The following is a 26,011-nucleotide window of genomic DNA, read 5'->3' as shown; positions in this document are numbered from 1 at the left end:
GCCTATGTAAGCATGAAAGGCGCAAATGTCCGCAGTCGCCACCTGACGCGGGCAGGCGCGAAAAGCTCTTGCAAATGGATCGCACGACGTTCAGGAACAAGCACGTCGCCAGAAACTATGATCCGCTGCCGGTCAGGCTCGCGCGCGGAGAGGGCGCCTATCTGTGGGATACGGGGGGCCGGCGCTACATCGACATGATGAGCGCCTATTCGGCGGTCAGCCTCGGTCACGCGCATCCGCGAATTCTGGCAAAGCTCGACGAACAGGCGCAGCGGCTCGCCGTGCCGTCGCGCGCTTTTTACGATGACCGGCTTGGCCCTTTTCTCGAAGAACTGTGCAAAGTCACCGGGCTCGACGCCGCTCTGCCGATGAATAGCGGCGCGGAAGCGGTCGAGACGGCGATCAAGGCGGCGCGCCGCTGGGGCCATCGCGTCAAGGGAATCGCCAATCCGGAAATCATCGTCGCCGACGGCAATTTTCATGGCCGCACCACGACGATCATCAGTTTCTCGTCGGAGGAAGAATATCGCGACGGGTTTGGCCCGTTCATGCCTGGATTTCGCTCGGCGCGCTTTGGCGATCTCGCGGCCTTCGAAGCCGCCCTTACGCCAAACACGGCGGCGATCCTCGTCGAGCCGATCCAGGGCGAAGCCGGCGTCATCGTGCCGCCCGACGGCTGGCTCTTGGGGCTCCGCCGACTCTGCGACGCCCGCGGCGTCTTGCTGATGCTCGACGAGGTACAATCCGGGCTGGGGCGCAGCGGCACCTGGTTCGCCTTCGAACATGAGAAAGTCGTCCCCGACGGCGTCACGCTCGGAAAGGCGCTTGGCGGCGGCGTGCTGCCGGTTTCCGCCTTCGTCGCGAAACGCGAAGTGATGGACGTGTTCACGCCGGGCTCGCATGGGTCGACTTTCGGCGGCAACACGCTCGCCGCCGCCGTCGGCCTCGAAGCGCTGCGAATCATTCGCGATGAGCGGCTGGTTGAACGCAGCCAGACGCTCGGCGCGCGAATGCTGCAACGTCTGGACGCGATGCGCCTGCCGGCGATCAGGGAGATTCGCGGGCGCGGCCTTTGGGCGGGCGTGGAGCTGGACCCGCGCTACGCAAGCGCGCGAGAAGTTTGCGAGCGCCTGATCGACAAAGGCGTGCTGACCACCGCCACGCATCACACCGTCGTGCGTCTGGCGCCGCCCTTCGTCATCTCCCAAGACGACCTAGATCTTGCGCTCGACGCGGTCGAGGAAACGCTCGCGACGTTTGACGCCCCGCGAGAACTCGGCGGGAAGGCGTCAGGCGCCGGCCAGCGGCTCGAAGCATAGAGCGCGCTACGAAAAAAGTGGAAGCCGGTTTTTTGCGCAAAGCGCGCTCTAAACTTTAGGGATCGATCACGTCATCTGCGTTTAGGCGATTCCGCCTAAACGCAGCGTGATCTATAAGCCGCGGTCAGGCGCGAATGCGTTCGCCTTTCGGATCATAGAAAGGCGACAGCGAGACTATCGCCGGTCGGCGCTCGCCGGCGATTTCGAGCTGATAGTCGCCCGAGAGAACGAATGTCGGATCGACGCCGTCGGCGCAGCGAACGTAGCCGTAGCCGATCGCCTTGCCGATCGAATAGCCATAGCCGCCGCTCGACAACCAGCCGACGCGCGCTTCGTTGCGATAGATTGTTTCGCGTCCGAGCAGCGTGATGTCGGGATCGTCGACGGCGAAACCGGCGAGAAGGCGCGGCAGTGGCGCGGCGGCGGATCGAACCAGCGCTTCTCTCCCCTGAAACGGCGCGCACGATTTCATTTTGACGGCGAAGTTCAGTCCCGCCATCGGCGGCGAGTGATCGGGGCCGATGTCGGCGCCCCAGGCGCGATAGCCCTTCTCAAGGCGAAGCGATTCGATCGCTCTGTAGCCGGCGTCGACAAGTCCGAAGGGCGCGCCTGCTTCGATCAGCGCGTCATAGACGCAGACCGCGAAATCGACGGGGATGTGAAGCTCCCAGCCGAGTTCGCCGACATAGGTGACTCGGATCGCCAGAACCGGCGCGCCGGCCAAGCGGATGTCGCGGGCGCTCATGAAGGGGAAGGCGGCGTTGGAAAAATCATCGTCGCTGCAGGATCGCAGGATGTCGCGGGCGCGCGGCCCCATCAGCGCCAATACCGAATTCGCGGAAGTGACGTCGATGAGCGTCGCGTCCAGTCCTTCAGGGATGGATCGCCTGATCCAATCGAAGTCATGCGTTGCAAAGGCCGTCCCGGTCACCACATAATAGCGGTCCCTCGCCAATCGCGTGATCGTCAGATCGCATTCGATACCGCCCTTGGCGTTCAGCAATTGCGTATAGGCGACGGCCCCAGGCGGCTTGGCGACGTCATTGGCGGCGATCCAGGACAGCGCCGCTTCGGCGTCCTTGCCGACGACGAGCGCCTTGGCGAAGCTCGTCTGATCGAACAGCGCCGCCGTCTCGCGGCAGGCGCGATGCTCGCGTCCGACCGCGTCGAACCAGCCCGGTCGGCCGAAGGAATAGCGGTCCCGCGGCGCTTTGCCGGCCGCCAAATCCGCGAACCAGTTTGGCCGTTCGAAACCCATCTTCTCCCCGAAGCATGCGCCCTTTGCCTTGAGCCGCTCATACAAAGGCGAGCGCCGCAGCGGTCGGCCCGACGTAAACTCTTCGAAGGGCCAGGCGATGCTGTAATGGCGCGCATAGGCTTCGAGCGTCCGCACCCGCACCCAGTTCGGATCGCGATGCGGCGCGCCGAAGCGGCGAATGTCGACCGGCCAGAGATCGAAGGGCTGTTCGCCGTCGGCCGCCCATTCCGCGAGCGCCATGCCGGCGCCGCCCGCCGAGGCGATTCCGAAGGCGTTGAAGCCGGCGCCGACGAAGAAATTGCGCACCTCCGGCGCTTCGCCGATCATCCAATTGCCGTCGGGCGTGAAGCTTTCGAGACCGTTGATCATTTGTTTGATCCCGGCCTCGGCGAGCGCTGGCACACGGCCAAGCGCAAGATTCATGATCGGCTCGAAATGATCCCAGTCGTCTTCAAGCAGCCGAAAGGCGAAATCCTCGGGAACGACGCCAGACGACCATGGCACGGGATTGGGCTCATAGCCGCCCATCACGAGACCGCCGACCTCCTCCTTGTAATAGGTCAGCCGATCCGGATCGCGCAGGGTCGGCAGATCGCTCGTCACGCCGTCGATTTTTTCAGTCACGATATATTGATGGTGAACCGCGGAGAGCGGAACGGCGACGCCGGCGCGCGCGGCGAGCGGCTGCGTCCACAGGCCGGCGCAGAGCACGAGCTTTTCGCAGGCGATGACGCCGCGATCGGTGACGACGCCGCGCACGCAATCGTTCTCGATGAGAAATTCCGTGACCGCGACGCCTTCGACAAGCTTCGCGCCGGCGAGCCGCGCGCCTTTCGCCAGCGCCTGAGTGATGTCGGAAGGATTCGCCTGCCCGTCGGTCGGCAGGAAGGCGGCGCCGATAACGTCATCGATATTCATCAGCGGCCAGAGCTCTTGCGCCTCCCTCGCGCTGAGGAGTTGCATGTCGAGACCGAAGCTCCGCGCCGACGTGGCCTGCCGTTTGACTTCAATCCATCGATCGGCGTTGCAGGCGAGGCGCAGCCCGCCATTGCGCCGCCAGCCGGTCGCATAGCCGGTCTCCTGTTCGAGCCGGTTGTAAAGCTCCACCGAATAGCCGAGCAGCTTGGTGATATTGGCGTTGGTCCGCAACTGTCCGATCAGTCCGGCGGCATGCCATGTCGAGCCGGAGGTCAGCTGATGGCGCTCGATGAGCAGCGTCTCGACGCCGCGCTTGGCGAGGTGATAGGCGACCGAGCAGCCAACGATGCCGCCGCCGATAACAATGATCTGCGCGCTATGCGGAAGGTCGGTCATGCTTTTTCCACTTGCTGGAACGCCGCGAAGGCGTCCTCGAAGCGCGAGATATTTTGATCGGAATAAGCGACATAATCGAATTCGATCTCGGACCGGCTTTCCGAGACGAGACTCCACAGTGTCTCGCGCAACAGCGAGGCGCAGAGCATTGCCTTGAACCGTCGCCTCAGCGCATCCGTAGGCGGCGTTTCGAAATAATCTTCCAGCATCGCGGCGTCGTCCGCGGCGTCGAAACCATTGTTCGACGAGAGCCCGCCGAGATCGAACAGCGGCGTATTCCAGCCCGCATAATCCCAGTCGACGAGCCAGAGACGGCGCCCGTCATCGATAAAATTGGCGGCGAGGAGATCGTTGTGGCTAAAAACCAGATCGATCGGGCCGACGGCTTTTTCCAGAACCTCGCTCGCCGCGATCAAGCGCGGCAATTGCGGCGCTATCCGGCTTTGATCGTCGACGAGCGTAAGAGCATAGTCGCGAATGACGTGAAAGACGTTGAACGCCAGCGTCGGCCCGCGCAAATGCCGCGCCAGCTCGCGATGAACCCGCTTGACGAGTTCGACGCAGCGTCCACGGTTCTGGCGCACATCCTCTGCGTCATAAGTGCAGCCGGAAATATATTCGAGCGCCAACGCCGTAGGCGCCGAACAAAGAACTTTCGGCGATATGCCCGCCGCGCCCGCCGCCCTGCTCGCCGCAAGCTCGTTGAAGCGCATCACGCCGTGAACCGGAATGTCGCCGCCAAGCCGAACGACGACGCGCCGGTCGCCGTCAGTGACGATATAATTCTTATTGGTGATGCCGCCGAGCAAGGGCGCGATGTCGATCGGCCCGCGCCACAGCGGCAGCGCGCGGATCAGCGTTTCGGGGTCTGCGGCTTGGGCTGGCATCGGCTCCGGCGGGATCAAACAAACTTTGGCTCGGCGAGTATATTCGGGTCGGGCGCAAAGGCCATGGGCGGCGCCGGCGCTGGGGAAAACCTTGCCGACACAAGGTGACATGTTCGCGTCGGCGCCCTAGCCTGAGAAATGGTCGTTCGAGGTCGAGCCATGTATGGGACGACGATTCGCGGCACGAGTTACAGGTTCCCAGACCTTAAGACGCTGATGGCGAAGGCGACTCCGCTGCGTTCGGGAGATTGCCTCGCCGGAATCGCCGCGACCAGCGCGGCGGAGCGCGTCGCGGCGCAGATGGCCCTCGCCGATCTCCCCTTGAGCGTCTTCCTCAACGAAGCGCTCATTCCCTATGAAGAAGACGAGGTCACGCGCCTCATCGTCGACAGTCACGATCGAACGGCCTTTGCGCCGATCGCGTCGTTGACCGTCGGCGAATGTCGTGACTGGCTTCTCTCCGACGCCGCCGATGAGGATGCGCTCGCGGCTCTTACTTTCGGGCTCATGCCGGAAATGGTGGCGGCAATCTCGAAAATCTGCCGCAACCAGGATTTGATCCTCATCGCCGCCAAGCGGCGCGTCGTCACCAGATTTCGCAATACGCTCGGCCTGCGCGGACGATTGTCGTCGCGCATTCAGCCCAACCACCCGACCGACAACGCGCGCGGCGTCCTCGCCAGCGCCATCGACGGGCTGCTGCTCGGCAATGGCGACGCCGTCATCGGCGTCAACCCGGCCTCCGACAGTCCGGAACAATGCTATGAACTCTTGCGCCTTCTCGACGAATTGCGCGCGACGCTGAACATTCCAACCCAATCTTGCGTTCTTGCCCATGTCACGACGACATTGCAGCTCATGGAACGGCAGGCGCCGGTCGATCTGGTGTTTCAGTCAATCGCCGGCACGCAGGCCGCCAATGCCAGCTTCGGAATCGACCTCGCGCTGTTGCGTGAAGCCCATGAAGCGGCGCTCGCTTTAAAGCGCGGGACGATCGGCGACAATGTGATGTATTTCGAAACCGGCCAGGGCAGCGCGCTTTCGGCCAACGCCCATTGGCATTGCGATCAGCAGACGCTGGAGGCGCGCGCTTACGGCGTCGCGCGAGTGTTCGAACCTCTGCTGATCAATACCGTCGTCGGCTTTATCGGGCCCGAATATCTCTTCGACGGCAAGCAAATCTCGCGGGCGGCGCTCGAAGATCATTTCTGCGGCAAGCTGCTCGGACTGCCGATGGGCTGCGACGTGTGCCACACCAATCATGCCGAAGCCGACCAGAACGACATGGACGATATTCTGACGCTGCTCGCCGTCGCCGGGGTCAATTATGTCATGGGCGTTCCCGGCGCGGATGACGTGATGCTGAATTACCAGAGCACCTCCTATCATGACGTGCTTGCCGTACGGCGCATGCTGAATCTCGCGCCGGCGCCGGAATTCGCGCAATGGCTGAACGATGTCGGACTGAGCGACGCGCGCGGCGAGCCGCAGGCGCCGGCGCTTCCCCCCGCCTTCGCGCCGCTTCTCGAAAGAGCCTGAGAATGGCGGATCGTCGGCCGGCGCCGCTCGACATGATTGCGAAGCTGCGTTCGGCGACGCCAGCGCGAATTTTCCTGCCGCGCGCCGGGGCGGCGCTCACGACGCGCGCCACGCTGGACTTTCAACTGGCCCATGCCGAGGCGCGCGACGCCGTCGAAGAGCGGCTCGACGTGGAAACCCTCTTCGACGAACTCACGTCGCGCGGGCTCGCGGCCGTTCGCGTTAAAAGCGCCGCGCGCGACCGGCGCAGCTTTCTGCTGCGACCGGACCTGGGCCGGCGACTGGACGACGAGTCCCGCGAGCGGCTGAAAACTTTGGCTGGCGACTACGACCTCGTGTTCATTATCGCTGAAGGATTATCCGCACGCGCCATCGCCCGGCACGCCGTTCCACTGCTTGAAAAGACACTGCAATTTCTCAATCAACCATCATGGAAAATCGCGCCGATCGTGCTCGCCGAACAGGGACGCGTGGCGCTCGGCGACGACATTGGCGAAACGCTCGGCGCAAGACTCGCAGCGGTGCTCATCGGCGAGCGGCCCGGACTCTCCTCGCCGGACAGCCTAGGCGTCTATCTCACTTATGCGCCGCGCATCGGCCGCACCGACGCCGAGCGCAATTGTCTCTCGAACATCCGCCCGCAAGGCCTCGCCTATGACGAGGCGACGCGAAAGCTGCTTTATCTTTGCAACGAGGCGCGCCGACGCCAATTGACCGGCGTCGAGTTGAAAGACGAAGCCGAGACGCTTGCGTCGGAAGCGCCGCGCGCCATCGACGTTAAGAATTAGTTCGCCCCCGAAGCGGCGCATACGACCATTCGCGCAAATCACGATTGATCGCGACGCTTTTGTTCGACTATGCTTCACACGAAAAACTCGCCAGCCCACGCCGGGCGCGTGAATCCCGAACTGGAGCGACAATGCCGCTAGGGGTCGATTTCATCCTCGAAGCGCTGGCGAGCGAAGGACTCGACCATTTGTTCATGGTGCCCGGCGGACTCGTCGATCCCTTTCTGCCGGCTTTAGGAAGGCAGAAGGCGCTCGCCCCGATCGTCGCCGCGCAGGAAGGCGGCGCCGCCTATATGGCCGACGGCTATGCGCGGGCCAGCGGAAATTTCGGCGCTGCGCTCTGCATCGGCGGCCCCGGCTTGACCAACGCCGTCACCGCCGTGGCGACCGCGCAGTCGGACGGCGCGCCGCTTCTTCTGTTGAGCGGCGAAGTCGCGACGCTTCTCGAGGGCTTAGGCGTGTTTCAAGACGCAAGCCCGCAGACGCTCGACGACGTCGCGATCATGAAGCCGCTGACGCGCTATTCCTCGTCAATCGATAATCCGAAGAATATGCCGCATTTGTTCCAGCACGCGCTGTTGCGGCTTCGCACTCGCCCGACCGCGCCGGTGCATCTCTCATTGCCTGGAGACTGTCTGGCCGCTGACCTTTCAGTGAGCCATGTTCCGATCGACCGGGCGCTGGTCGACTATGACGCGCTGTCGATGGCCGCCGCCGAATCGTCGCTGCGACACTTTTCTGGCGGCGCCGAAGGCAAGCGGCCGGCAAAAATCGCGATTCTCGCCGGGGCTGGCGTCGAACATCCGAACGCCGCCGCGGCGCTCAAGGAATTCGCAGAACTGTGGCGCATTCCCGTCGCGACGACGCTGCGCGGCAAAGGCATTTTTCCAGAGGACCATCCGCTTTCGCTTGGCGTCTTCGGCTATGCGGGCACGCATCACGCCCGCGCCGCGCTGACCGATCCATCGCTCGATTTGCTGATCATCTTGGGTTCGGGACTGAATGAGCGCGACACGATGCATTGGGCGCTGCAGCTGAAGCCAGACGCTTCGATTTGCGTGAACTTGCTTCCTGCGGCGATCGGGACGCATGCGCTGGATGGCGGCGTCATCGGGAGTTGCGGCGCCTATCTGGATTATCTACTCGATCAAAGCGACAAGCTGCGCGACTCTCTCGAACCGACGCTCGCCGCGCGTGCGACTTGGGTTTCGGAAATTCGGTCGACGCCCCGGCTGCAGGACCCGGAAAACTGCAACAGCGACGCGGTTCCGATTCATCCGGCGCGCGTCGTCAGCGAGCTGAGAAAGGCGCTTCCGCGCGACGGCGTTCTCGTCGTCGATTCCGGCGCGCATCGCGCCTTCGCCGGCCATTATTGGGAGTCTTACGAACCGAGAACATACGTTTCCGCCACCAATCTCGGCCCGATGGGCTGGGCGATCGGCGCCGCGATCGGCGTCCAATGCGCGCAGCCAAGCCGGCGCGTGGCGGCGATCACCGGCGACGGCTGCATGCGCATGGGCGGCATGGAAATCGCCACCGCAGCGCGCTATCGGCTGCCGATCGTCTATGTCGTCATCAACAATGCGGCGTTAGGGAACGTGTGGCTGCGCGCGCACGGGCTGGGGCCAACGCCCGACGAACTGACTCGATTGCCGGACCACGACTGGGCCGGTTTCGCGCAGGCCCTGGGCGCTCGCGGCGAAACCGTGCGCTCTCCAGGCGATCTTGCCGGCGCTTTCGAGAGAGCGCTCAAAGGCGATGGGCCCTGCCTCATCGATGTCAAAGCCGACAAGGCCTTCACGACGCCGGTGAAGGATTGGGCCGAAGCGATCTCCACCTATTCCTACCACGAGTGAGCGAGCGCCGATGGCTCAATTGCCTTTCGATCCTTCAACGCTATCGCCGGCCGATCGCGCGCTCTACGAGCGCATGGTCGAGCGGCGCAAGGCGCAGGGCGCAGGCTTTGGCGGCCCCTACGCCGCGCTGATGAATCATCCGCAACTTTGCGAAAGGATCGAGGACCTCGGCTATTATCTGAAATTCGAAGGACATCTGCCGCGCGACATCTATCAATTTGTCGTGCTTTACGTCGCGCGTCATACCGGCGCCGCCTTCGAATGGATCGATCACATTCAGCACGCCGAAGCCGCGGGCGTTCCATCGACGCTCATCGGCGCGCTGCAGCGGGGCGAGGATGTGAACGCCGTCGCCGCCCCACCCTATGATCTTGTCGTGCAAGCGCTCGACTCGACATTGTCGTGGCGAAATATTCCGTCGCGCGTTCAGGATGAAGCCATTAGGGCGTTCGGCCTCCAAGGCTTCGTCGAACTCGTCGTTTTATCGGGCTTCTATCAGATGTTTTCGGGGATCAACGAGGGCTTTGACGTCGCCTTGCCGGAAGGCGTGGAAAGCCCATTCAAGTGAACGGCGCATTTTTCCCTTCGGCCTAGCGGCGTTATCTCGCGTCGAACCTCAAGTCGTGGAATGCGGGCGCCAATAGCGGGCATCGCCGCTCATCTTTCGAACTAATTCGAGCCAAAGCGCAGCTTGTCGAGGAACAATCAAACTGTCCGCAGGTTCAATATGCGACCAGCGGGGCAGCCGAGATGGATGCAACTTCTCAAGTCACGACCAAAATTCACGAGGCGCAGGACGCCATCGCCAAAGCCTCGGCGAACGCCGCCGCCAAGGCAGCGTCATTCGCCGATGACGAGAACGCCAAGATGGACGAGACCGACGCAGCGCTGGCGACTGCAGCGCGGCAATCGCGCGAAACGGCTGAGAAAGCCAAGGTCGCGAGCCAAGGCTTCAAGACCAGCATTGAGGAGGCGGTGCGCGAGCAGCCGATAACTGCGCTGTTGCTCGCCGTCGCCGGGGGATTTTTGGTCGGCGCGATGTGGAAAGGCCGCAGCTAGTCGTTAGGCGACGATGATGATCCTGGACCCGATATTCCGCCGGGTTGACGAAACCGTCGAGAAGGCGACGCAGGGCGCGTCCCGTTTCACGATCGTTTTCGTCCTCGCTCTGTTCGCGCTGGGCTTCGCCACGGCCGCCGCCCATGCCTACGCGACCGCGACCTGGGGCGAGATCGCTGGAAATCTGGTGATCGCCGGCGCCTTTCTCATCGCCGCGATTGTCGTTCATTTCGCGACGGCGGCTCGGTTTGGTGCGCGCGTTACGCGATCGGCGGCGGAACTCGAAGCTCAGAACCATTCCGCTCTGTCGTTCGCCGACCAATTGCTCAATTCGAATGGCGACATGGTTAAGGCGATCGGATCGCTCGCGCCGGTCGCCGCCAAGGCCGTCGCAGAACGAGTTGAGCCTCATCTTCATCTGATCATTGGCGCGGCGGTCGGTTTGATGGTCGCCTCGAAACTTGCCGAAAAGCTTGACAGGACCAAAACGCCGGAAGCGTAATGCGACAGCCGTGGCCAATGGCCCCGCAAGCGTAAGAGGTGTGCGTTGTCGCCGAGAGCGAATTGGAAGGGCTCTCTCAAGATCGCCGAGCTCGCCTGTCCGGTGGCGCTCTATTCAGCGACGTCGACATCCGACAGGATCGCCTTCCATATGATCAACCGGGCGACCGGCCATCGCCTGCGCCGAACCTTCGTCGACAGCGAAACCGGCGCGCCAGTCGACTCCGACGATCAAGTCAAGGGCTATGAGGTCGATAAGAACGACTATGTCATTCTCGAACCCGAAGAGATCGCGCTATCTCGTCCGCAGAGCGACAAGGCCATGACGATCGAGAATTTCCTGGGCTGGGCCGAGATCGACACTGTCTTTTTCGATAAGCCCTACTATCTCTCGCCGTCGCAAAGCGACGCGAGCGAACTCTTCGTGCTGATTCGCGAGGGCCTGCGCAGGAACAAGGTCGCGGCGATCGCCAAAGCGACGCTGTTTAGACGCGCGCGCACCCTTCTGATCAGCGCCCATGGCGACGGGCTTCTCGCGATCACGCTTCATTTCGACTATGAGGCGCGATCCGCGGATCAGGCGTTCGATGACGCGCCCGACGTCAAAATTCAGGGCGAGATGCTGAAGCTCGCCAAGCACATCATCGACACGAAACGCGGATTCTTCGATCCGTCGAAATTCGAAGACCGTTATGAACAGGCGCTCGCCGAATTCGTGAAGGCGAAGCTCGACGGCAAAGCGGTCGCGCCGCCGCGCAAGGCGCGCGACGCCAAGGTCGTCAATCTGCTTGACGCGCTGCGCGAGAGCGCGGCTCTTTCGGACAAGGCGGGCAAGCCTGCGACCCGCAAGCGCGCGGCGCCGGCGCGCAAGGCTCGTATGGCCGCGACGCGCCGGAAAGCGAGCTGACCGCGCATGTCGCTCGCCGATTATCGCAAGAAGCGCGATTTCTCGGCGACCAGCGAACCGCGGGGGCGCGGCGCGCGAAAGAAAGGCGCCAGCTTCGTCATTCAGAAACATGCCGCGCGGCGGCTGCATTACGACTTTCGACTGGAGATGGACGGCGTATTGAAGAGCTGGGCGGTCACGAGAGGGCCGAGCCTCGTGCCCGGCGAAAAACGGCTCGCCGTTCAGGTCGAGGATCATCCGCTCGACTATCGCGATTTCGAGGGCGCCATCCCCGAGGGCCAATATGGCGCCGGACATGTCATCGTCTGGGACAAGGGCGTCTGGATTCCGGACGGCGATCCGCACAATGGACTCGCCAAGGGCCATCTCGAATTCGAATTGAAGGGCAAGAAGCTCGGCGGCCGCTGGCATCTGGTGCGCATGGCGCGAAAGCCGCGCGAGAAGCATGACAATTGGCTTCTCATCAAAGCCGAAGACGATTTTGCGCGAGCGCCCGAAGATGAAGACATACTCGAAGAAATGCCGCGCTCGGCGAAAACCGGACGCGCGATCGGTGATGTCGCGCAGGGCCCGCCGTCGCGACGCCCCAAGAAATGCGCCATGCTGAAACAGAGCGCCGCGTCCCGCTCAGATAAGACAAGCTCCTCCACGGCGACAGTCGCGCCCGCGCAGAAGTTGGATCCCTCGCGCGTAAATGGCGCGAAGGAGGCGCTGCTGCCGAATTTCGTCGCGCCGATGCAAGCGAGCGCCGGCGCCGCGCCAGCGAGCAAGGAATGGGTTCACGAAATCAAATTCGACGGCTATCGCCTTCAGGCGCGCATCGAGGCGGGGCGCGTGCGCCTGCTCTCGCGCGGCGGCCTCGACTGGACAAGGAAGTTTGGCGAGGAGATCGTCGCGGCGCTGCGCGCGCTGCCGCTCGGCACGGCGCTCATCGACGGCGAAATCGTCGTTGAGGCGCAATCTGGCGCCTCCGACTTCTCGGCGCTTCAAGCTGATTTGAGCGAAGGACGCAGCGACCGCTTCGTCTATTGGGCCTTCGATTTGCTTTATCTCGACGGCTATGATTTGCGCGGCGCGACTCTGCTCGAACGCAAAAACGCGCTGGCGAGACTGCTCGGCGACGAGATCGACGCTAAGGTTCGCTTCAGCGCTCATTTCGAGGAGAGCGGCGCGGTCGTGCTGGCGCATGCCTGCCGGCTCTGTCTCGAAGGCGTGGTGTCGAAGCGGCGCGACTCGCTCTATCGCTCCGGACACGTGAAGAGCTGGATCAAGGCCAAATGTTTTGCGCGGCAGGAATTCGTCATCGCCGGCTATACGCCGTCGACGGCGTCGCGACTCTCGATCGGCGCGCTCGCGCTCGGCGTGTATCAGCATGGGGTCTTGCGCCATGTCGGTCGTGTCGGGACAGGATTCACGGCCGATATGGCGCGTGAGCTTTTCGCCAAACTCGAGCCGCTGCGCAGATCGTCGAGTCCCTTTGACGCGCCGCTCAGCGCCGAGGCCGCGCGCCATGTGCGCTATGTGCGTCCGGAGTTGGTGGCGGAGGTCGAATTTCGCGGCTGGACGGCCGATCATCTGCTTCGCCACGCTTCCTTTCGCGGCCTGCGCGAAGACAAGCCGGCGCGCGACGTGATACGCGAGCAAGCGCCGCCAGCCAAACCATCCGCAACGAAAGCGGAGACAAGCGCCGTGACGCTCACTCACCCGGATCGCCTCTATTGGCCACAGGAAGGCGTCACCAAACAGGGGCTGGCGGATTATTACGCTGAAGTCTGGCGCTATATCGCGCCGTTCATCGTCGATCGTCCGCTGGCGCTGCTACGCTGTCCGAATGGCATTGATGGCGAAAAATTCTTCCAGAAACATCCGTGGAAGGGCATCGATCGCAACATCGTTCTCATCAATGATCCGAACGAGTCGAAAGAAGAGCCTCTGCTCAGCATCAAGGACCTTAACGGACTGATCGCGCTGGTTCAGTCGGCGGCCTTGGAAATTCATCCCTGGGGCTCGAGCGCGTCGGATTGGGAGCGTCCCGACGTCATCATCATGGATCTCGATCCGGGCGAGGAGGTCGCGTGGGAGTCGGTCATCGCGGCGGCCGAAGAGACGCGCGACCGGCTTCAGGCGTTCGGGCTCGCCGGCTTTGTCAAGACATCGGGCGGCAAGGGTCTGCATGTGCTGGCGCCGGTGACGCCGAAAGCGGAATGGCCGCAAGCGAAAGCCTTCGCCAAAAGCATCGCCGACGCCATGGCGAAGGAGAGCCCCGGCAAATTCGTTTCGACGATCGCGAAGTCGAAGCGCCGCGGAAAGATACTGGTCGATTATCTGCGCAATCAGCGCGGCGCGACCGCCGTCGCCCCCTATTCGCCGCGCGCGCGTCCCGGCGCGCCCGTCTCGGTTCCGCTCGCCTGGGATGAGCTCAGCGCGGCGATCGGACCCGCCTATTTCACCATCGCCAAAACTCTGGCGCGCCTTGATTCCCTGAAGAGCGATCCCTGGGCCGACTTTCGAGCGGCGGCGGCGCCGATCGAATGGGGAAAGCCTCGCGGAAAGACGAAGGCCTAACGACGCTTGCCGCCGCCCCTGTCCGCATCGATGCTCTTACGCAGCGCATCCATGATATTGACGACATTGTCGGGACTCGCCGGCGCCTGCTTCCTGCCGCGCGCGGGCCTTCGCTCTTTCTTCTTTCCAGCAATGATGTCGAGCAGATGCGTTTGAACCGGATCTTGGACCATCGAAGGATCCCAATGACTCTTGCGCTCCTCGATCAACTTTGAAATCAGGCCGAGAGCTTTCGCATTCGGCGCCTCGGCGTGGATGTTGTCGAGATAATCCTTCTGATCGCGCACTTCGTCGGCGAAACGCAGCGTCCACAATACAAGTCCCTTGTCGCGCGGCTCGACCATCACCGCGCGCTCGCGCCGATAGATCACCAGACGCGACAGGCCGACCGTCTTCGTCGCCTTCATCGCCTCGCGGATCACGGCAAAAGCCTCGACGCCGATCGGGTCGTCGGGAATGAGGTAATGCGGCTTGTCAAGCCATATCCAGTCGACGCTGTCCGCCGCGGCGAAGGCGTCGATATCGATCGTTCGCGTACTGTCGAGGTTGAGCGCGTCAAGCTCGTCGTCCTCAATCAGCACATAATCATTTTCGTCGCGCGGATAGGCTTTCGCGGCGTCGTCTTCGCTAACCGGCGCGCCGGAGCGGGAATCGACATATTGACTGACGACCCGATTGCCCGTGTTTCGATTAAGGATATGGAAGCGGAGCTTTTCGCCTTCAGTGACGGCCGGCGTCATCGCGACCGGGCAGGTCACAAGCGAAAGCTTCAGATAGCCCTTCCAGAAGGACCGCGGCGCCATCCCGGATCACCATAAATCAGGACATCTCGAATCAACTCTGTTTGGAGCGCATGGTTCCGCTTCCGCCCGGCTCCAGAACGAAGAATAAGTTTGTCATCCTCCGACGGAACAATTCGACCTGCCACCTTGTTGGATGCAGGAACGACAATCGTTCGCCTGCCGTGGGCATTGGAGTCGCCGGGCGCGACCGACCTCCAAGAGCTTGGAAAATGGACAGCAAGATCGAACAGAGCGCAGCGGGAGACCGGCGGCGAATGCTTCGCGACAAGCGAAAGGAGGCCGCGTGCCCTTTGTCGCTGCTCGGTTTTAATGTCAAGATGACGGTTGAACTGCGGGATTTATACGGGGACTGCCTATCCGCTCCCGTGCCCGACAGGATACGCGACCTGCTTGCGCGACTTGCCGGCCCGCTAGAATAAAATAACGGCGGCCATCAGCTTTGCCAGCGCGCCAGCGGCGCGGAAGAGAAGCATGAATTCTCGCCGACGGGATTGGCTGTTATTCCCGACGCCTTCGGGCCTGCCGAGAATGAACAGCCGGCAATCGCTAAGAACCAAAATTCAATCGCGCAGCCATTGTTCGATTTCCGCTCGTCGCGGCTGGCGAACATGGATTCGGCGCGCCCGCGGAAGCGCCGGGTAGATGAGCAGCATTCTGGCGATGACGCCAGACGCCGCATCAATAAGCCGTCGCCAGCTCACTTCATATTTGGGCTTCGAACTCATTACGCTCTCCTTCCATTGGAGAAGAATACAAAAACAACTCTCCCTTTCCGAGAATGTTCCGGCATTGGGCAGGCTCGATATTCTTCGCGATCGCCGAACGACAGCGTCGCGGCCGCGGCGCGCGCCGCGCGTTGAAGCCGAGGCGTCAATTCAGAGTCTTGAGCCAGGCGTCGACGTCTTCACGGATTTGATCCCGGCCCGCGCCATAGCGTTCCTGCAGAATCCCCTCGAACTGCTCGCGCTTGCCGTCCATGCGCGCAAGATCGTCGTCAGTCAGTTCGGCCCACTTCTCGCGCATCTTGCCGCGGAACTGTTTCCAGACGCCTTCGACACGATTCCAGTCCATCGCCGTTCTCCAACAGAGCACGTCGACGCAACGCGGGCGAAACCGCTTTGTTCCAGATTTTGACGATGCGAAATGATCTTGCGGCTCGATGGAAAGCCGACGCCCGGTTTACGCGGCGGCGCCGCAGCACTTCTTGAACTTCTTGCCCGAACCGCAGGGACAGGGATCATTGCGGCCGGCCTGCTTGCCTTTCACGATCGGCGCGCTTTTGCGATTGGCCTCTTCCAGAAAATACCAGCGGCCGTCTCGCGAATCGTGGCGGAACAGCGAACGCTCGCGATGCGCATGGCGTTCGCCCTCGCTGGAAAAATGCGCGATGAATTCGACATAGCCGATTTCGTCGCCCGGAAGGCCCTGCTCCGTCGAAAGAATTTCAAGTCCGAGCCATTGCGAGCTGCGCGCCCAATGCGTGATCGCTTTGCGATCGAAGTCGTGACGCGATTCCGGCGCGAGCGTATCAACAAGATAGTCGATGTCGCCGACCACGAACGCCGTATAGCGCGAGCGCATCAGCGCCTCGGCGGTCGGCGCCGGCGCTCTTTGCTCGATATAAGGCGCGCAGCAGGCGGAATAGGCGAGCTGTTGCGCCTCCATCGCGCGGCAGGGGCAGTTTTGGTCAGTCATCGCTTTGCCGGCGCAGAATGCTTCTCATCAGCCGTCGGCGCCGCCCTCGCCGGGGCGCAAGCCTGAAGCCGCGGCGCCAGCCCGAGTTTGGAGGCGCTTCACCGCCTCGATGGCGATTGGATCGAGGCCGGCGCCGCCATGATCGACATGAGCGATGATCGCGTTGCGCATGCGCGGGTCCCAGAACTTCCTCAAATGGTCCGTCATGCTCGCGACGCCTTCGGGATGCTTCTGCGCCACGAAGAACTTGCCGATCTGGTTGGCCATTTTGACGAGCTTATCGACCGAATCATGCGACATGTGCGGAAACCTGTTCGAGGATGCGTCCCGGATGGGTGAAGATTTCGAAATCCCGGCCGCGCATGACCGCCACCAGCGTCATGCCGCAAGCCTGCGCATTGCGCACGGCGAGCGCGGTCGGCGCCGAAACCGCGGCGATGATCGGCGCGCCCATTCGGGCGGCCTTTTGCACAAGTTCGACTGACACGCGGCTGGTCATCAGCACCACGCCCTGCGTCGCGGCGATCGCCTGCCGCGTCAGCGCGCCGGCGAGCTTGTCGAGCGCGTTGTGGCGGCCCACGTCTTCGCGCGCGATCAGCGCGCCGGTGTCCGGATGCCAGAAGGCTGCGGCGTGAATGGCGCGCGTCTCGCGATTATAGGTCTGAGCCGCGGGAAGCCGCTCCATCGCCTCGATCAGGGCGTCGGCGCTTACGCGGAGCGCATTGTCGAGCGTCGGCAGCTTGCGCGTCGCCGCTTCCAGACTCTCGATGCCGCAGAGGCCGCAACCCGTCGGTCCGGCCATCGAACGGCGGCGTTCGGCATAGGCTTCCTGTCGCCCGCCCTTGAGCCAGGCGCGCAATTCAATGCCGGCGTCGGAGACGATTATCTCGACCTCTCCCGCCTGCTCCGGCGAGTCGATCAACCCTTCGGTGAGCGCGAAGCCGATGGCGAAATCTTCCAAATCCGCCGGCGTCGCCATCATCACCGCATGGGTGGCGCCGCCGTAAGTGAAGGCGATCGGCGTCTCCTCGGGGATCACGCGAGAAGAACGCGCCGTCACATCGTGACGGCGCGTCAGGCATTCCACCCGAAGAGTAGGCGACGGCGTTGCTGTCATTCCGCCGCGTCGATCGTGCTCGCGATGCGCCGGCTCTGCTCGGTCAGCTCGCGATACTGCTCCTGCCAGTCGGTCGGCCCGTTGGTGGTCGAGACCTGCACCGCCGTGACCTTATATTCCGGACAATTGGTGGCCCAGTCGGAATTGTCGGTCGTGACCACATTCGCCTGGGTGGTCGGATGGTGGAACGTCGTATAGACGACGCCCGGCGCGACGCGATCGGTGATCTTGGCGCGCAGCGTCGTCTCGCCGGCGCGGCTCGCGATCTTCACCCAGTCGCCGTCGCGCACGCCGCGATCCTCCGCGTCATGCGGATGAATCTCCAGCACATCCTCGGGATGCCACTGCGAATTCTCGGTGCGCCGGGTCTGCGCGCCGACATTATATTGCGAGAGGATGCGGCCCGTCGTCAGCAGCAGCGGGAAGCGGGGCCCGACTTTCTCGTCGGTCGGAACATATTCGGTGACGACGAATTTGCCCTTGCCGCGCGCGAAGCCGTTGATGTGCATGATCGGCATGCCGTCCGGCGAATCGTCATTGACCGGCCATTGCAGCGAACCGGCCTCTTCGAGTCGCTCGAAAGACACGCCGGCGAAGGACGGCGTCAGCCGCGCGATCTCGTCCATGATCTCGCTGGCGTGGGCGTAGCTCCAATTCAACCCGAGCCGATTGGCGAGGAGCTGAGTGACCTCCCAATCCGCGTAGCCGTTCTTCGGCGACATCACTTTGGTGACGCGCTGAATGCGGCGCTCGGCGTTGGTGAAAGTGCCGTCCTTCTCGAGGAAGGTCGCGCCGGGCAGGAAGACATGCGCATAATTCGCCGTCTCGACCAGGAAGAGGTCCTGCACGATGACGATGTCCATATTGCCGAGCGCGCGCGACACATGGCGCGTGTCGGGGTCGGACTGGAGAATATCCTCGCCCTGGACGTAAAGTCCCTTGAACGTGCCTTCGATCGCCGCGTCGAACATGTTCGGGATGCGCAGGCCGGGCTCCGGATCCAGCGAAACGCCCCAATCCTTCTCGAACGCCTGGCGGGCCGCGTCATTGGAGATATGGCGATAGCCCGGCAGCTCGTGCGGGAACGAGCCCATGTCGCAGGAGCCCTGCACATTGTTCTGTCCGCGCAGGGGGTTCACGCCGACGCCGCGGCGGCCGAGATTACCGGTCGCCATGGCGAGATTGGCGATGCCCATGACCGTGGTCGAGCCCTGCGCGTGCTCGGTGACGCCGAGGCCGTAATAGATCGCCGCATTGCCGCCGGTGGCGTAGAGCCGCGCCGCCGCGCGCACGTCGGCCGCCGGAACGCCGAGCGTCGCTTCCATCGCCTCGGGGCTGTTCTTCGGCAGCGCGACGAATTCCGCCCAATCCTGAAATTCGTCCCAGTCGCAGCGCGACTTCACGAAATCGAGATTGACGAGATTTTCCGTCACGATGACATGCGCCAGCGCCGTGACCATCGCGACATTGGTGCCGGGCTTGAGCGGCAGGTGATAATCCGCCTCGATATGCGGCGAGCGCACGAGGTCGATGCGGCGCGGATCGATGACGATGAGCTTGGCGCCTTCGCGCAGGCGCTTTTTCATCCGCGAGCCGAACACCGGATGGGCGTCGGTCGGATTGGCGCCCATGACCAGAATGACGTCGGCGTCGTCGACCGAATCGAAATCCTGCGTTCCCGCCGAGGTGCCGAAGGTCTGCGCCAGACCGTAACCCGTCGGCGAATGGCAGACGCGCGCGCAGGTGTCGGTGTTGTTGTTCTTAAAGCCTTGGCGCGCGAGTTTCTGAACGAGGTAGCTTTCCTCATTCGTGCAGCGCGACGAGGTGATCACGCCGACGGAATTCTTGCCGTATTTCTCCTGCGTGGCCCTCAGCCGCTCGGCGGCGAAGCCGATCGCTTCGTCCCATGAGACCACGCGCCATGGCTGATCGATCGACTCGCGGATCATCGGGTCGAGAATCCGGTCGCCGTGCTGGGCGTAGCCATAGGCGAAGCGGCCCTTGATGCAACTGTGGCCGTGGTTGGCCTTGCCGTCCTTCCAGGGGACCATGCGGACGACTTCCTCGCCGCGCATCTCCGCCTTGAAGGTGCAGCCGACGCCGCAATAGGCGCAGGTGGTGACCGCCGAATGCTCCGGCTGGCCGACGGAGATGACCGATTTCTCGATCAGCGTCGCGGTCGGACAGGCCTGCACGCAGGCGCCGCAGGACACGCATTCCGATTCCATGAAGGCTTCGTCCATGCCGGACGAAACCCGCGACTCGAAGCCGCGGCCGGAAATCGTCAGCGCGAAGGTGCCCTGCACTTCTTCGCAGGCGCGCACGCAGCGGTTGCAGACGATGCACTTCGAGGGATCGTAGGAGAAATAGGGATTGGATTCGTCTTTCGGCTTCCAATCGAAATTCGCTTCGCCATTGTTGCGGGCGAAAACGTGATTGGCGCCGTCATAGCCGTAGCGCACATCGCGCAGGCCCACCGCGCCCGCCATGTCCTGCAGCTCGCAGTCGCCATTGGCGGCGCAGGTCAGGCAGTCGAGCGGATGGTCGGAAATGTAAAGTTCCATCACGCCGCGGCGGATGGCGGCGAGGCGCGGCGTCTGGGTCTTGACCGAGATGCCGGGAGCGACCGGCGTGGTGCAGGAGGCCGGCGTGCCGTTGCGGCCCTCGACCTCGATCACGCAGAGCCGGCACGAGCCGAACGCCTTGATGCTGTCGGTGGCGCAGAGCTTGGGGATTTCGGTGCCGATCTCCATCGCCGCGCGCATGATCGAGGTGCCCTCGGGCACGGTGACGCTCTTACCGTCAATGGTCAGCGTCACTAGTTTCTCGGATCGTGATTCGGGCGTGCCGAAATCGATTTCCTTGATGAGCGTCATGGCGGCTACCTCACTCAGCGGCTTCAAGGGCCGGCTTGCGGAAGTCCTCGGGAAAATGGCGAAGCGCGCTCTCAACCGGATAGGGCGCAAACCCTCCCAATGCACAGAGCGAGCCAAACTTCATTGTATGGCAGAGATCCTTGAGGAGCTCGATATTCGCGTCGACATTCTGGCCTTCGCGAATCTTGTCGATGGTTTCGACGCCCCGGGTCGAACCGAGCCTGCAAGGCGTGCATTTGCCACAGCTTTCAATGGCGCAGAACTCCATCCCGAAGCGCGCCATCCAGGCCATGTCGACGGTGTCATCGAACACCACGAGGCCGCCATGGCCGATCAGGCTGTCCTTGGCGGCGAAGGCCTCATAGTCGAACACCGTGTCGAAGAGCCACGGCGGCAGATAGGCGCCGAGCGGCCCGCCCACCTGCACGGCGCGTACCGGCCGGCCGGACCGCGTGCCGCCGCCAATGTCATTGACGATCTCGCCGAGCGTCAGGCCGAAGGGCACTTCGCAGAGACCGCCATATTTGACATTGCCGGCGATCTGCAGCGGCATCGTGCCGCGCGAACGGCCGACGCCGAGTTCGGCGTAATGCTGCGATCCCTTTTCGAGAATCATCGGCGCCGTCGCCATCGACAGCACATTATTGACCACCGTTGGTTTGCCGAAAAGGCCGACATGGGCCGGCAGCGGCGGTTTGGCGCGCACGATGCCGCGCTTGCCTTCGAGGCTTTCGAGCAGCGAAGTTTCCTCGCCGCAGACATAGGCCCCCGCGCCGATGCGCAGTTCGACGTCGAAGGAAAAGCCCGAACCGCGCACATTGGGGCCGAGCCAGCCAGCCTCGCGCGCGACCTCGATCGCTCTGTCCAGCACGACCGCCGCCTGCGGATATTCCGACCGCAGATAGATGTAGCCCTTCGATCCGTTGATCGCGTAGCCGCAGATGATCATGCCCTCGATCAGCGAGAGCGGATCGCCTTCCATGATCATGCGGTCGGCGAAAGTGCCGCTGTCGCCCTCGTCGGCGTTGACGACGACATAGCGGCGGTCGGCGGGCGCGTCGGCGACCGTCTTCCATTTGATTCCGGTCGGGAACCCGGCGCCGCCGCGACCGCGCAGGCCCGATTTCGTGACTTCCTCGATGGTCGCCGCCGGACCGATCTGAAAGGCGCGCGCGAGACCGGCGCCGCCGCCATGCGCCTCATATTCATCGATGGAGAACGGGTCGATGACCCCGCAGCGCGCGAAGGTGATCCGGTTCTGCCGGGTCATCCAGGGATGATCGTCGACCTTGCCGATCGACAGCGCATGCGCGCCGCCGGAGAGGAAGCCCGCGTCGAACAGCGACGCGACATCCTTGAGCTTGGCCGGTCCATAGCCTACGCGGCCGGAAGGAGTCTCCACCTCGATCAGCGGTTCGAGCCAGAGCATGCCGCGCGAGCCGTTTCGGACGATCTCGACTTTCTCGCCGCGGGCCGCGGCTTCACTGGCGACGGCGGCGGCCAGTTTGTCGGCGCCCATCGCGACGGCGGCCATATCGAGCGGGATGTAAACCTTGGTCATCAGTCGCGCGCCTCCGCGGCGATTTCGTCGAGCCTTTCGGCGTCGACGCAGCCGATCGGCTCGCCGTCATAGAGCGCCGACGGGCTGTGCGCGCAAAGGCCCAGACAATAGATCGGCTCGACGGTCAGAGCGCCATCCGGCGTCGTTCCGCCCCAGTCAAGCTTCAATCTGTCGAGGAAATTGCGGGCCTGCCGTTCCGCGCCCATCGATTGGCAGGATTCGGCGCGGCAGATTTTGAGGGTGTGGCGGCCGTGCGGGGCGCGGCGGAAGTCGTGATAAAAAGTGACGACGCCATGCATTTCGGCGCGAGAAATATTGAGCGCCTCGGCCATTTGCTTGACGGCGGCGTCCGGCACATAGCCGAATTCTTCTTGGAGAGCGTGCAGAATTGGCATCGCGGGTCCTTCAAGACCCATATGAGCAGCGATGATTTCCCGCGCGCGCTCGTCGCTATACTGAGCAGCGCCAGCCATTTCTTCCCTTTCAGTCCAGGGCGTTGCGCGTCACGGTCGCCCTTTTTGGATTGGTTCCGAGGACAGTGCCGGAAATCCGGGGCGTGATCAATAGCGAGCCTTCGTTGCGCGATAGGGCAAGCCTATCAATCGCCAAGCGCTCGACTTTCGGCGAGCTTCTTGGCCTCCGAGACCAGCGCCGCGACCAGCGGGATCACCGGCTCGCGCTGGGGCGCGACGAGGCCGATTTCATGGACCGCCTCCGGCTCGACGATCGGGATCGACCGCAGCGGCGGCGCGATCTCCAGCGTCTTGGCGAGCTTCTCGGGCAGAACGGTCGCCCAGCGTCCGGACTTCACATGGTCGAAGAGCAGGATGACGCTGTTCGATTCGAGCGCCGGCGCGGGCTCCGCGCCGCCCTTGCGAATGAGCTGCTCGACGATGCGTCGGTTCTGCATATCCGGGGTCAGCAGGCAGAGGTCGATGCGCCCGACCTCGGCCCATGTGACGCGTTCGCGGTCGCCGAGCGGCTTGTCCGCGAAGGTTAAGAGCCGGTAGCGCTCCGAGCAGAGCGGCACCGTGCGCACGCGGCCGAGCGGCTCATTGTCCAGATAAGTAATGCCGGCGTCGATCTCGAGATTGTCGAGCATGGTCAGCACTTCGCTCGACGAAGCGGAAATCACCGAAAAACGAACGCCGGGGTGCTTCTCGCGATAAGGCGTGGTCAGCGCCGAAACGATGCCGAGCGCCGTGGGAATGACCGCAATCTTCAACTGGCCGGCAAGGCCTTCCTTGAGCGTTCGCACTTCCTGGCGCATCGCCCGCGCGTCGCCGACGATGCGCTTCGCCCATTCGAGCACCCGCTCGCCTTCGGCCGTGAGCCCGTGAAAGCGCGATGAACGGTTGACCAGCAACACGCCGAGCGTGTCTTCGAGCTGTTTGACGCCGGCCGAGAGCGTCGGCTGAGTGACGCCGCAAATCTCCGCGGCGCGCGAAAAGCTCTTCTCTTTTGCGACGGCGATGAGGAATTCGAGCTTTTCGATCACAAGCCGGAGTCCATGGGCGCGCGAAGACGCGAAGACGCATGGGCCCTCGCCGGCCGGTCCGAAGCGTCGCTGGCGTTTTCGTCCAGGCTTTACATTAGCATATCCGCTCTCGCCGCGCCGAATATTTCAAGGAATTCAAATCGGCTGTAGCCGCTCGGGCAAATTGCCCGATCATTGGCCGAAACGAGCCGAGCGCATTGGCGCTTCTCGCAATTCCTGTTCTACTGTGTGACAAATCCCCGCAGCAAGGAATGCGCCAATGCGGTTGATCATCAGGCTCGTCTTGCAGCTTGTCGCCATCACCCTTCTCTCTCTGACGCTGACCGCGGGCTGGGTGATGGTCGACGCCCATCGCGCGATCGAAACCGAAGCGGCGAGATCCGCCGAGCGCGTCGCGCATCAACTTGAGAATCTCTACTGGCACGCCATTTTGTGGCGCGGCAGCATGCGGCGCGACAATATTCTGCCGCGTCCGGATTGGGAGTCGCTGGCGACCTTGAAGCTTGTCTCGCCCGGCGTTTGCATCAGCTACGGGCCGGGGAACGAGGAGCCGCGCACGCTCTGCAGCCAGCTCGAGGGAGTCGGCGCGGCGGCGCCTGAATGGTTTTCGACCGCCTATCAGATGATATTCGGCGCCCATGCGCCGATCATCCGCCCCTTGACCGTGCGGCAACCCGAAACCGGCGCAATCTCGGTCAGGGCGGAGCCGGACGCGGCGATCCGGCAGGCCTGGCGGCAGATTTCGATCATCGTCAGCGTCGCGGCCGCAATGGCGATCTGCATATGCGCGCTCGCCGCCGCCGCCATTGTCCATGCGCTGGCGCCGACGCGCGCCATTGTCGAAGGACTGCGCCAGCTGGAGCAGGGGAATTACGACCGCCGCCTCGACGCCGTCAGCAAAGGCGAATTCGGACTGATCGCGCGCGCCGTCAACGATCTCGCCGCGCGGCTCGCGCAAACCACGGCGGAGCGCGCCGCGCTCACCAAGCGGCTTTTCGAGGTTCAGGAGGAGGAACGCCGCGCCCTCGCCCGCGATCTTCACGACGAATTCGGCCAATGCCTGACGGCGACCCTCGCCTTCGCCGGCTCGATCGAGACGGCGGCGGCCAAGATCGACGACGGCGTCGCGGAAGACGCGCGCGCCATCGCCCGCGTCGCCAAGCGCATGATGACGACGCTGCGCGACGCGCTCGCCCGACTGCGTTCGCAGGACCTCGAGGAACTCGGATTCGAAGCCTCGCTGGTTCAGCTCGCCGCCAGCTGGAACGCCAAGGCCGAGCGAAAGGCCGTCGTCCATCTTCGACTGCTCGGCGAGCTTTCCGACCTGCCGCAGGCGATGTCGACCAGCCTTTATCGTATTGCGCAGGAATGTCTGACCAACGCCATGCGGCACGGCGACTCGAAGAATGTCTATCTGCGGATCGAGCGCGCCGCTTCAATCGACGGACTCGTCGCGCTGACGGTCGAGGACGACGGCGGCGGCGACGCATCGCGCCTCGCGACCGCTTCCGGCCACGGCATTCTCGGGATTCGCGAGCGCATCGCGGCCTTCGGCGGAAGTCTCTCGATTAGCGACGCCGCGCGCGGCGTCCGCGTCGTTGCGCGCCTGCCGCTGATCCCGGTCGGGCCCGCGCCATTGAAAGGCGTCGCGCTCGCATGACCACGATACTTCTCGTCGACGACCATCCGATCGTTCGAGAAGGATATCGCCGGCTGCTCGAACGCCAGCCGGACTATAGAATCGTCGCCGAAGCCGGGGATGCCACGGAGGCCTATCAGGCCTATCGCAAGACTTCGCCTGACGTCGTGATCATGGACCTGTCGCTTCCTGGCGCGAGCGGCGTCGAGGCGGTGCGTCACATCCGCCAGTGGGACAAGAGCGCGCGCATACTGATCTTCACCATGCATGGCGGCGCGGCCTTCGCGCTGAAAGCTTTCGAAGCCGGCGCCTCGGGCTATGTCACGAAAAGCAGCGACGCCGCCGAACTGCTTCGCGCCGTCGCGATCGTCGCCAAGGGCGGCCGGGCGCTCAGCGATGATGTTGCGCGCGAGATCGCGGCGGAGCGATTGGGCGCGGGTCGCGCGCTCATCGACGAGCTTGGCCCGAGAGAGACGGAAATCCTGCGGCTCGTCGCATCGGGCCGAACCACCGAGGATATCGCCGCGATCCTCAATCTCAGTCCGAAAACGGTTCAAAACTATCATTATCAGATCAAGGCCAAGATCGGCGCGCGCACCGACGCCCATCTCGTCTGGCTGGCGATCGGCGCGGGAATCGTCGGAGACGCGCCCGCCGCCTGAACCGCGCCGCAAAGGAATATTGCCCAATCCGATTGAGGCGATCGTCCGAAGTCTCTCGCGCCTTGAGAAGCTACCTCTTTGTTGGATGAAGAGCGGAGCTTCGCGATGGGCGACAGTCTGATACGAGTTCCGGTTGATCTGCTCGGCTGTCATTCCAGACGCGCGCA

Annotated in this window: 24 protein-coding genes; 12 read left to right on the top strand and 12 right to left on the bottom strand. The window is 63.4% G+C overall.

All coding sequences use genetic code 11. From position 1 onward, the window contains the following. The first annotated feature begins 74 nt into the window (after nucleotides 1–74). Nucleotides 75–1,319, top strand: a complete 1,245-nt coding sequence (gene rocD / locus U1E20_RS00120; protein WP_409978556.1) for an ornithine--oxo-acid transaminase — start codon at nucleotides 75–77, stop codon at nucleotides 1,317–1,319. A gap of 124 nt (nucleotides 1,320–1,443) precedes the next feature. Here rocD and U1E20_RS00115 read toward each other — a convergent pair whose 3' ends face one another. Then, nucleotides 1,444–3,891: an FAD-dependent oxidoreductase gene (locus tag U1E20_RS00115; protein WP_409978555.1), complete on the bottom strand. Its 2,448-nt coding sequence runs from the start codon at nucleotides 3,889–3,891 to the stop codon at nucleotides 1,444–1,446. Beyond that, entirely contained in the window at nucleotides 3,888–4,778 is an 891-nt protein-coding gene (locus tag U1E20_RS00110) for a phosphotransferase (RefSeq protein WP_409978554.1), read from the bottom strand. The genes U1E20_RS00115 and U1E20_RS00110 overlap by 4 nt, the downstream gene beginning before the upstream one ends. 159 nt (nucleotides 4,779–4,937) lie before the next feature. On the opposite strand from U1E20_RS00110, the gene U1E20_RS00105 reads away from it, so the two are divergent. The 8 genes from U1E20_RS00105 (at nucleotide 4,938) to ligD (ending at nucleotide 13,993) form a co-directional block, all read left to right on the top strand. Then, entirely contained in the window at nucleotides 4,938–6,317 is a 1,380-nt protein-coding gene (locus U1E20_RS00105) for an ethanolamine ammonia-lyase subunit EutB (RefSeq protein ID WP_409978553.1), read from the top strand. Between the two features lie 2 nt (nucleotides 6,318–6,319). After that, nucleotides 6,320–7,105 carry an ethanolamine ammonia-lyase subunit EutC gene (gene eutC / locus U1E20_RS00100; protein ID WP_409978552.1) on the top strand — a complete coding sequence of 262 codons (786 nt, stop codon included), beginning with the start codon at nucleotides 6,320–6,322 and terminating at the stop codon, nucleotides 7,103–7,105. A gap of 131 nt (nucleotides 7,106–7,236) precedes the next feature. Beyond that, the gene (locus tag U1E20_RS00095) at nucleotides 7,237–8,961 is read left to right on the top strand and encodes a thiamine pyrophosphate-binding protein (protein WP_409978551.1); all 1,725 of its coding nucleotides are present in this window, start codon (nucleotides 7,237–7,239) and stop codon (nucleotides 8,959–8,961) included. A 10-nt stretch (nucleotides 8,962–8,971) separates the two neighbouring features. Further along, nucleotides 8,972–9,529, top strand: coding sequence for a carboxymuconolactone decarboxylase (locus U1E20_RS00090; protein WP_409978550.1), 558 nt, complete (start codon nucleotides 8,972–8,974; stop codon nucleotides 9,527–9,529). Between the two features lie 182 nt (nucleotides 9,530–9,711). Further along, nucleotides 9,712–10,020, top strand: coding sequence for a hypothetical protein (locus tag U1E20_RS00085; RefSeq protein WP_409978549.1), 309 nt, complete (start codon nucleotides 9,712–9,714; stop codon nucleotides 10,018–10,020). Between the two features lie 13 nt (nucleotides 10,021–10,033). After that, nucleotides 10,034–10,522, top strand: coding sequence for a hypothetical protein (locus U1E20_RS00080; RefSeq protein ID WP_409978548.1), 489 nt, complete (start codon nucleotides 10,034–10,036; stop codon nucleotides 10,520–10,522). A 45-nt stretch (nucleotides 10,523–10,567) separates the two neighbouring features. Continuing rightward, nucleotides 10,568–11,428, top strand: coding sequence for a Ku protein (locus U1E20_RS00075; protein ID WP_409978547.1), 861 nt, complete (start codon nucleotides 10,568–10,570; stop codon nucleotides 11,426–11,428). Nucleotides 11,429–11,434: 6 nt separating this feature from the next. Continuing rightward, entirely contained in the window at nucleotides 11,435–13,993 is a 2,559-nt protein-coding gene (gene ligD, locus U1E20_RS00070; protein WP_409978546.1) for a DNA ligase D, read from the top strand. Here ligD and U1E20_RS00065 read toward each other — a convergent pair. Next, on the bottom strand, nucleotides 13,990–14,796 hold the full coding sequence (locus U1E20_RS00065) for a Ku protein (protein WP_409978545.1): 807 nt from the start codon (nucleotides 14,794–14,796) through the stop codon (nucleotides 13,990–13,992). The two genes, ligD and U1E20_RS00065, sit on opposite strands and share 4 nt — an antisense overlap. Before the next feature lie 209 nt (nucleotides 14,797–15,005). On the opposite strand from U1E20_RS00065, the gene U1E20_RS00060 reads away from it, so the two are divergent. Beyond that, a complete protein-coding gene (locus tag U1E20_RS00060; RefSeq protein ID WP_409978544.1) occupies nucleotides 15,006–15,215 on the top strand; it encodes a NepR family anti-sigma factor in 210 nt (69 codons plus the stop codon). Between the two features lie 141 nt (nucleotides 15,216–15,356). Here U1E20_RS00060 and U1E20_RS00055 read toward each other — a convergent pair whose 3' ends face one another. The 9 genes from U1E20_RS00055 to U1E20_RS00015 all read right to left on the bottom strand — a co-directional run bounded on the left by U1E20_RS00055 (nucleotide 15,357) and on the right by U1E20_RS00015 (nucleotide 23,543). After that, entirely contained in the window at nucleotides 15,357–15,521 is a 165-nt protein-coding gene (locus tag U1E20_RS00055; protein WP_409978543.1) for a hypothetical protein, read from the bottom strand. Nucleotides 15,522–15,666: 145 nt separating this feature from the next. Continuing rightward, nucleotides 15,667–15,867: a CsbD family protein gene (locus U1E20_RS00050; protein ID WP_409978542.1), complete on the bottom strand. Its 201-nt coding sequence runs from the start codon at nucleotides 15,865–15,867 to the stop codon at nucleotides 15,667–15,669. 108 nt (nucleotides 15,868–15,975) lie between these two features. Continuing rightward, on the bottom strand, nucleotides 15,976–16,491 hold the full coding sequence (locus tag U1E20_RS00045; protein WP_409978541.1) for a YchJ family protein: 516 nt from the start codon (nucleotides 16,489–16,491) through the stop codon (nucleotides 15,976–15,978). A gap of 27 nt (nucleotides 16,492–16,518) precedes the next feature. Continuing rightward, entirely contained in the window at nucleotides 16,519–16,791 is a 273-nt protein-coding gene (locus U1E20_RS00040; RefSeq protein ID WP_409978540.1) for a formate dehydrogenase subunit delta, read from the bottom strand. Further along, entirely contained in the window at nucleotides 16,781–17,608 is an 828-nt protein-coding gene (fdhD, locus tag U1E20_RS00035; protein ID WP_409978539.1) for a formate dehydrogenase accessory sulfurtransferase FdhD, read from the bottom strand. Before fdhD ends, U1E20_RS00040 begins: the two co-directional genes overlap by 11 nt. Continuing rightward, nucleotides 17,605–20,484, bottom strand: coding sequence for a formate dehydrogenase subunit alpha (fdhF, locus tag U1E20_RS00030; protein ID WP_409978538.1), 2,880 nt, complete (start codon nucleotides 20,482–20,484; stop codon nucleotides 17,605–17,607). Before fdhF ends, fdhD begins: the two co-directional genes overlap by 4 nt. A gap of 10 nt (nucleotides 20,485–20,494) precedes the next feature. Beyond that, nucleotides 20,495–22,045 (bottom strand): formate dehydrogenase beta subunit, encoded by a 1,551-nt coding sequence (locus U1E20_RS00025; RefSeq protein WP_409978537.1) that lies wholly within the window; start codon nucleotides 22,043–22,045, stop codon nucleotides 20,495–20,497. Continuing rightward, nucleotides 22,045–22,518, bottom strand: coding sequence for a formate dehydrogenase subunit gamma (locus U1E20_RS00020; RefSeq protein ID WP_409978536.1), 474 nt, complete (start codon nucleotides 22,516–22,518; stop codon nucleotides 22,045–22,047). Before U1E20_RS00020 ends, U1E20_RS00025 begins: the two co-directional genes overlap by 1 nt. A gap of 125 nt (nucleotides 22,519–22,643) precedes the next feature. Beyond that, entirely contained in the window at nucleotides 22,644–23,543 is a 900-nt protein-coding gene (locus tag U1E20_RS00015) for a LysR family transcriptional regulator (protein ID WP_409978535.1), read from the bottom strand. Between the two features lie 259 nt (nucleotides 23,544–23,802). Here U1E20_RS00015 and U1E20_RS00010 point away from each other — a divergent pair, with 259 nt between their 5' ends. Continuing rightward, on the top strand, nucleotides 23,803–25,203 hold the full coding sequence (locus U1E20_RS00010; RefSeq protein WP_409978534.1) for a histidine kinase: 1,401 nt from the start codon (nucleotides 23,803–23,805) through the stop codon (nucleotides 25,201–25,203). Then, on the top strand, nucleotides 25,200–25,844 hold the full coding sequence (locus U1E20_RS00005; protein ID WP_409978533.1) for a response regulator: 645 nt from the start codon (nucleotides 25,200–25,202) through the stop codon (nucleotides 25,842–25,844). Before U1E20_RS00010 ends, U1E20_RS00005 begins: the two co-directional genes overlap by 4 nt. Nucleotides 25,845–26,011 lie beyond the last annotated feature (167 nt).

This window comes from Methylocystis sp., from assembly GCF_046349115.1.
Taxonomy (GTDB): domain Bacteria; phylum Pseudomonadota; class Alphaproteobacteria; order Rhizobiales; family Beijerinckiaceae; genus Methylocystis.
The sequence above is the reverse complement of the archived record's forward strand: the minus strand, read 5'-3'. Positions and strand labels throughout refer to the sequence as shown.

Bases quoted from the DNA above. Each gene is read 5' to 3' on its own strand.
- rocD (WP_409978556.1), top strand. From the start codon at position 75: ATGGATCGCACGACGTTCAGGAACAAGCACGTCGCCAGAAACTATGAT.
- U1E20_RS00115 (WP_409978555.1), bottom strand. From the start codon at position 3,891: ATGACCGACCTTCCGCATAGCGCGCAGATCATTGTTATCGGCGGCGGC.
- U1E20_RS00110 (WP_409978554.1), bottom strand. From the start codon at position 4,778: ATGCCAGCCCAAGCCGCAGACCCCGAAACGCTGATCCGCGCGCTGCCG.
- U1E20_RS00105 (WP_409978553.1), top strand. From the start codon at position 4,938: ATGTATGGGACGACGATTCGCGGCACGAGTTACAGGTTCCCAGACCTT.
- eutC (WP_409978552.1), top strand. From the start codon at position 6,320: ATGGCGGATCGTCGGCCGGCGCCGCTCGACATGATTGCGAAGCTGCGT.
- U1E20_RS00095 (WP_409978551.1), top strand. From the start codon at position 7,237: ATGCCGCTAGGGGTCGATTTCATCCTCGAAGCGCTGGCGAGCGAAGGA.
- U1E20_RS00090 (WP_409978550.1), top strand. From the start codon at position 8,972: ATGGCTCAATTGCCTTTCGATCCTTCAACGCTATCGCCGGCCGATCGC.
- U1E20_RS00085 (WP_409978549.1), top strand. From the start codon at position 9,712: ATGGATGCAACTTCTCAAGTCACGACCAAAATTCACGAGGCGCAGGAC.
- U1E20_RS00080 (WP_409978548.1), top strand. From the start codon at position 10,034: ATGATGATCCTGGACCCGATATTCCGCCGGGTTGACGAAACCGTCGAG.
- ligD (WP_409978546.1), top strand. From the start codon at position 11,435: ATGTCGCTCGCCGATTATCGCAAGAAGCGCGATTTCTCGGCGACCAGC.
- U1E20_RS00065 (WP_409978545.1), bottom strand. From the start codon at position 14,796: ATGGCGCCGCGGTCCTTCTGGAAGGGCTATCTGAAGCTTTCGCTTGTG.
- U1E20_RS00060 (WP_409978544.1), top strand. From the start codon at position 15,006: ATGGACAGCAAGATCGAACAGAGCGCAGCGGGAGACCGGCGGCGAATG.
- U1E20_RS00055 (WP_409978543.1), bottom strand. From the start codon at position 15,521: ATGAGTTCGAAGCCCAAATATGAAGTGAGCTGGCGACGGCTTATTGAT.
- U1E20_RS00050 (WP_409978542.1), bottom strand. From the start codon at position 15,867: ATGGACTGGAATCGTGTCGAAGGCGTCTGGAAACAGTTCCGCGGCAAG.
- U1E20_RS00045 (WP_409978541.1), bottom strand. From the start codon at position 16,491: ATGACTGACCAAAACTGCCCCTGCCGCGCGATGGAGGCGCAACAGCTC.
- U1E20_RS00040 (WP_409978540.1), bottom strand. From the start codon at position 16,791: ATGTCGCATGATTCGGTCGATAAGCTCGTCAAAATGGCCAACCAGATC.
- fdhD (WP_409978539.1), bottom strand. From the start codon at position 17,608: ATGACAGCAACGCCGTCGCCTACTCTTCGGGTGGAATGCCTGACGCGC.
- fdhF (WP_409978538.1), bottom strand. From the start codon at position 20,484: ATGACGCTCATCAAGGAAATCGATTTCGGCACGCCCGAATCACGATCC.
- U1E20_RS00025 (WP_409978537.1), bottom strand. From the start codon at position 22,045: ATGACCAAGGTTTACATCCCGCTCGATATGGCCGCCGTCGCGATGGGC.
- U1E20_RS00020 (WP_409978536.1), bottom strand. From the start codon at position 22,518: ATGGCTGGCGCTGCTCAGTATAGCGACGAGCGCGCGCGGGAAATCATC.
- U1E20_RS00010 (WP_409978534.1), top strand. From the start codon at position 23,803: ATGCGGTTGATCATCAGGCTCGTCTTGCAGCTTGTCGCCATCACCCTT.
- U1E20_RS00005 (WP_409978533.1), top strand. From the start codon at position 25,200: ATGACCACGATACTTCTCGTCGACGACCATCCGATCGTTCGAGAAGGA.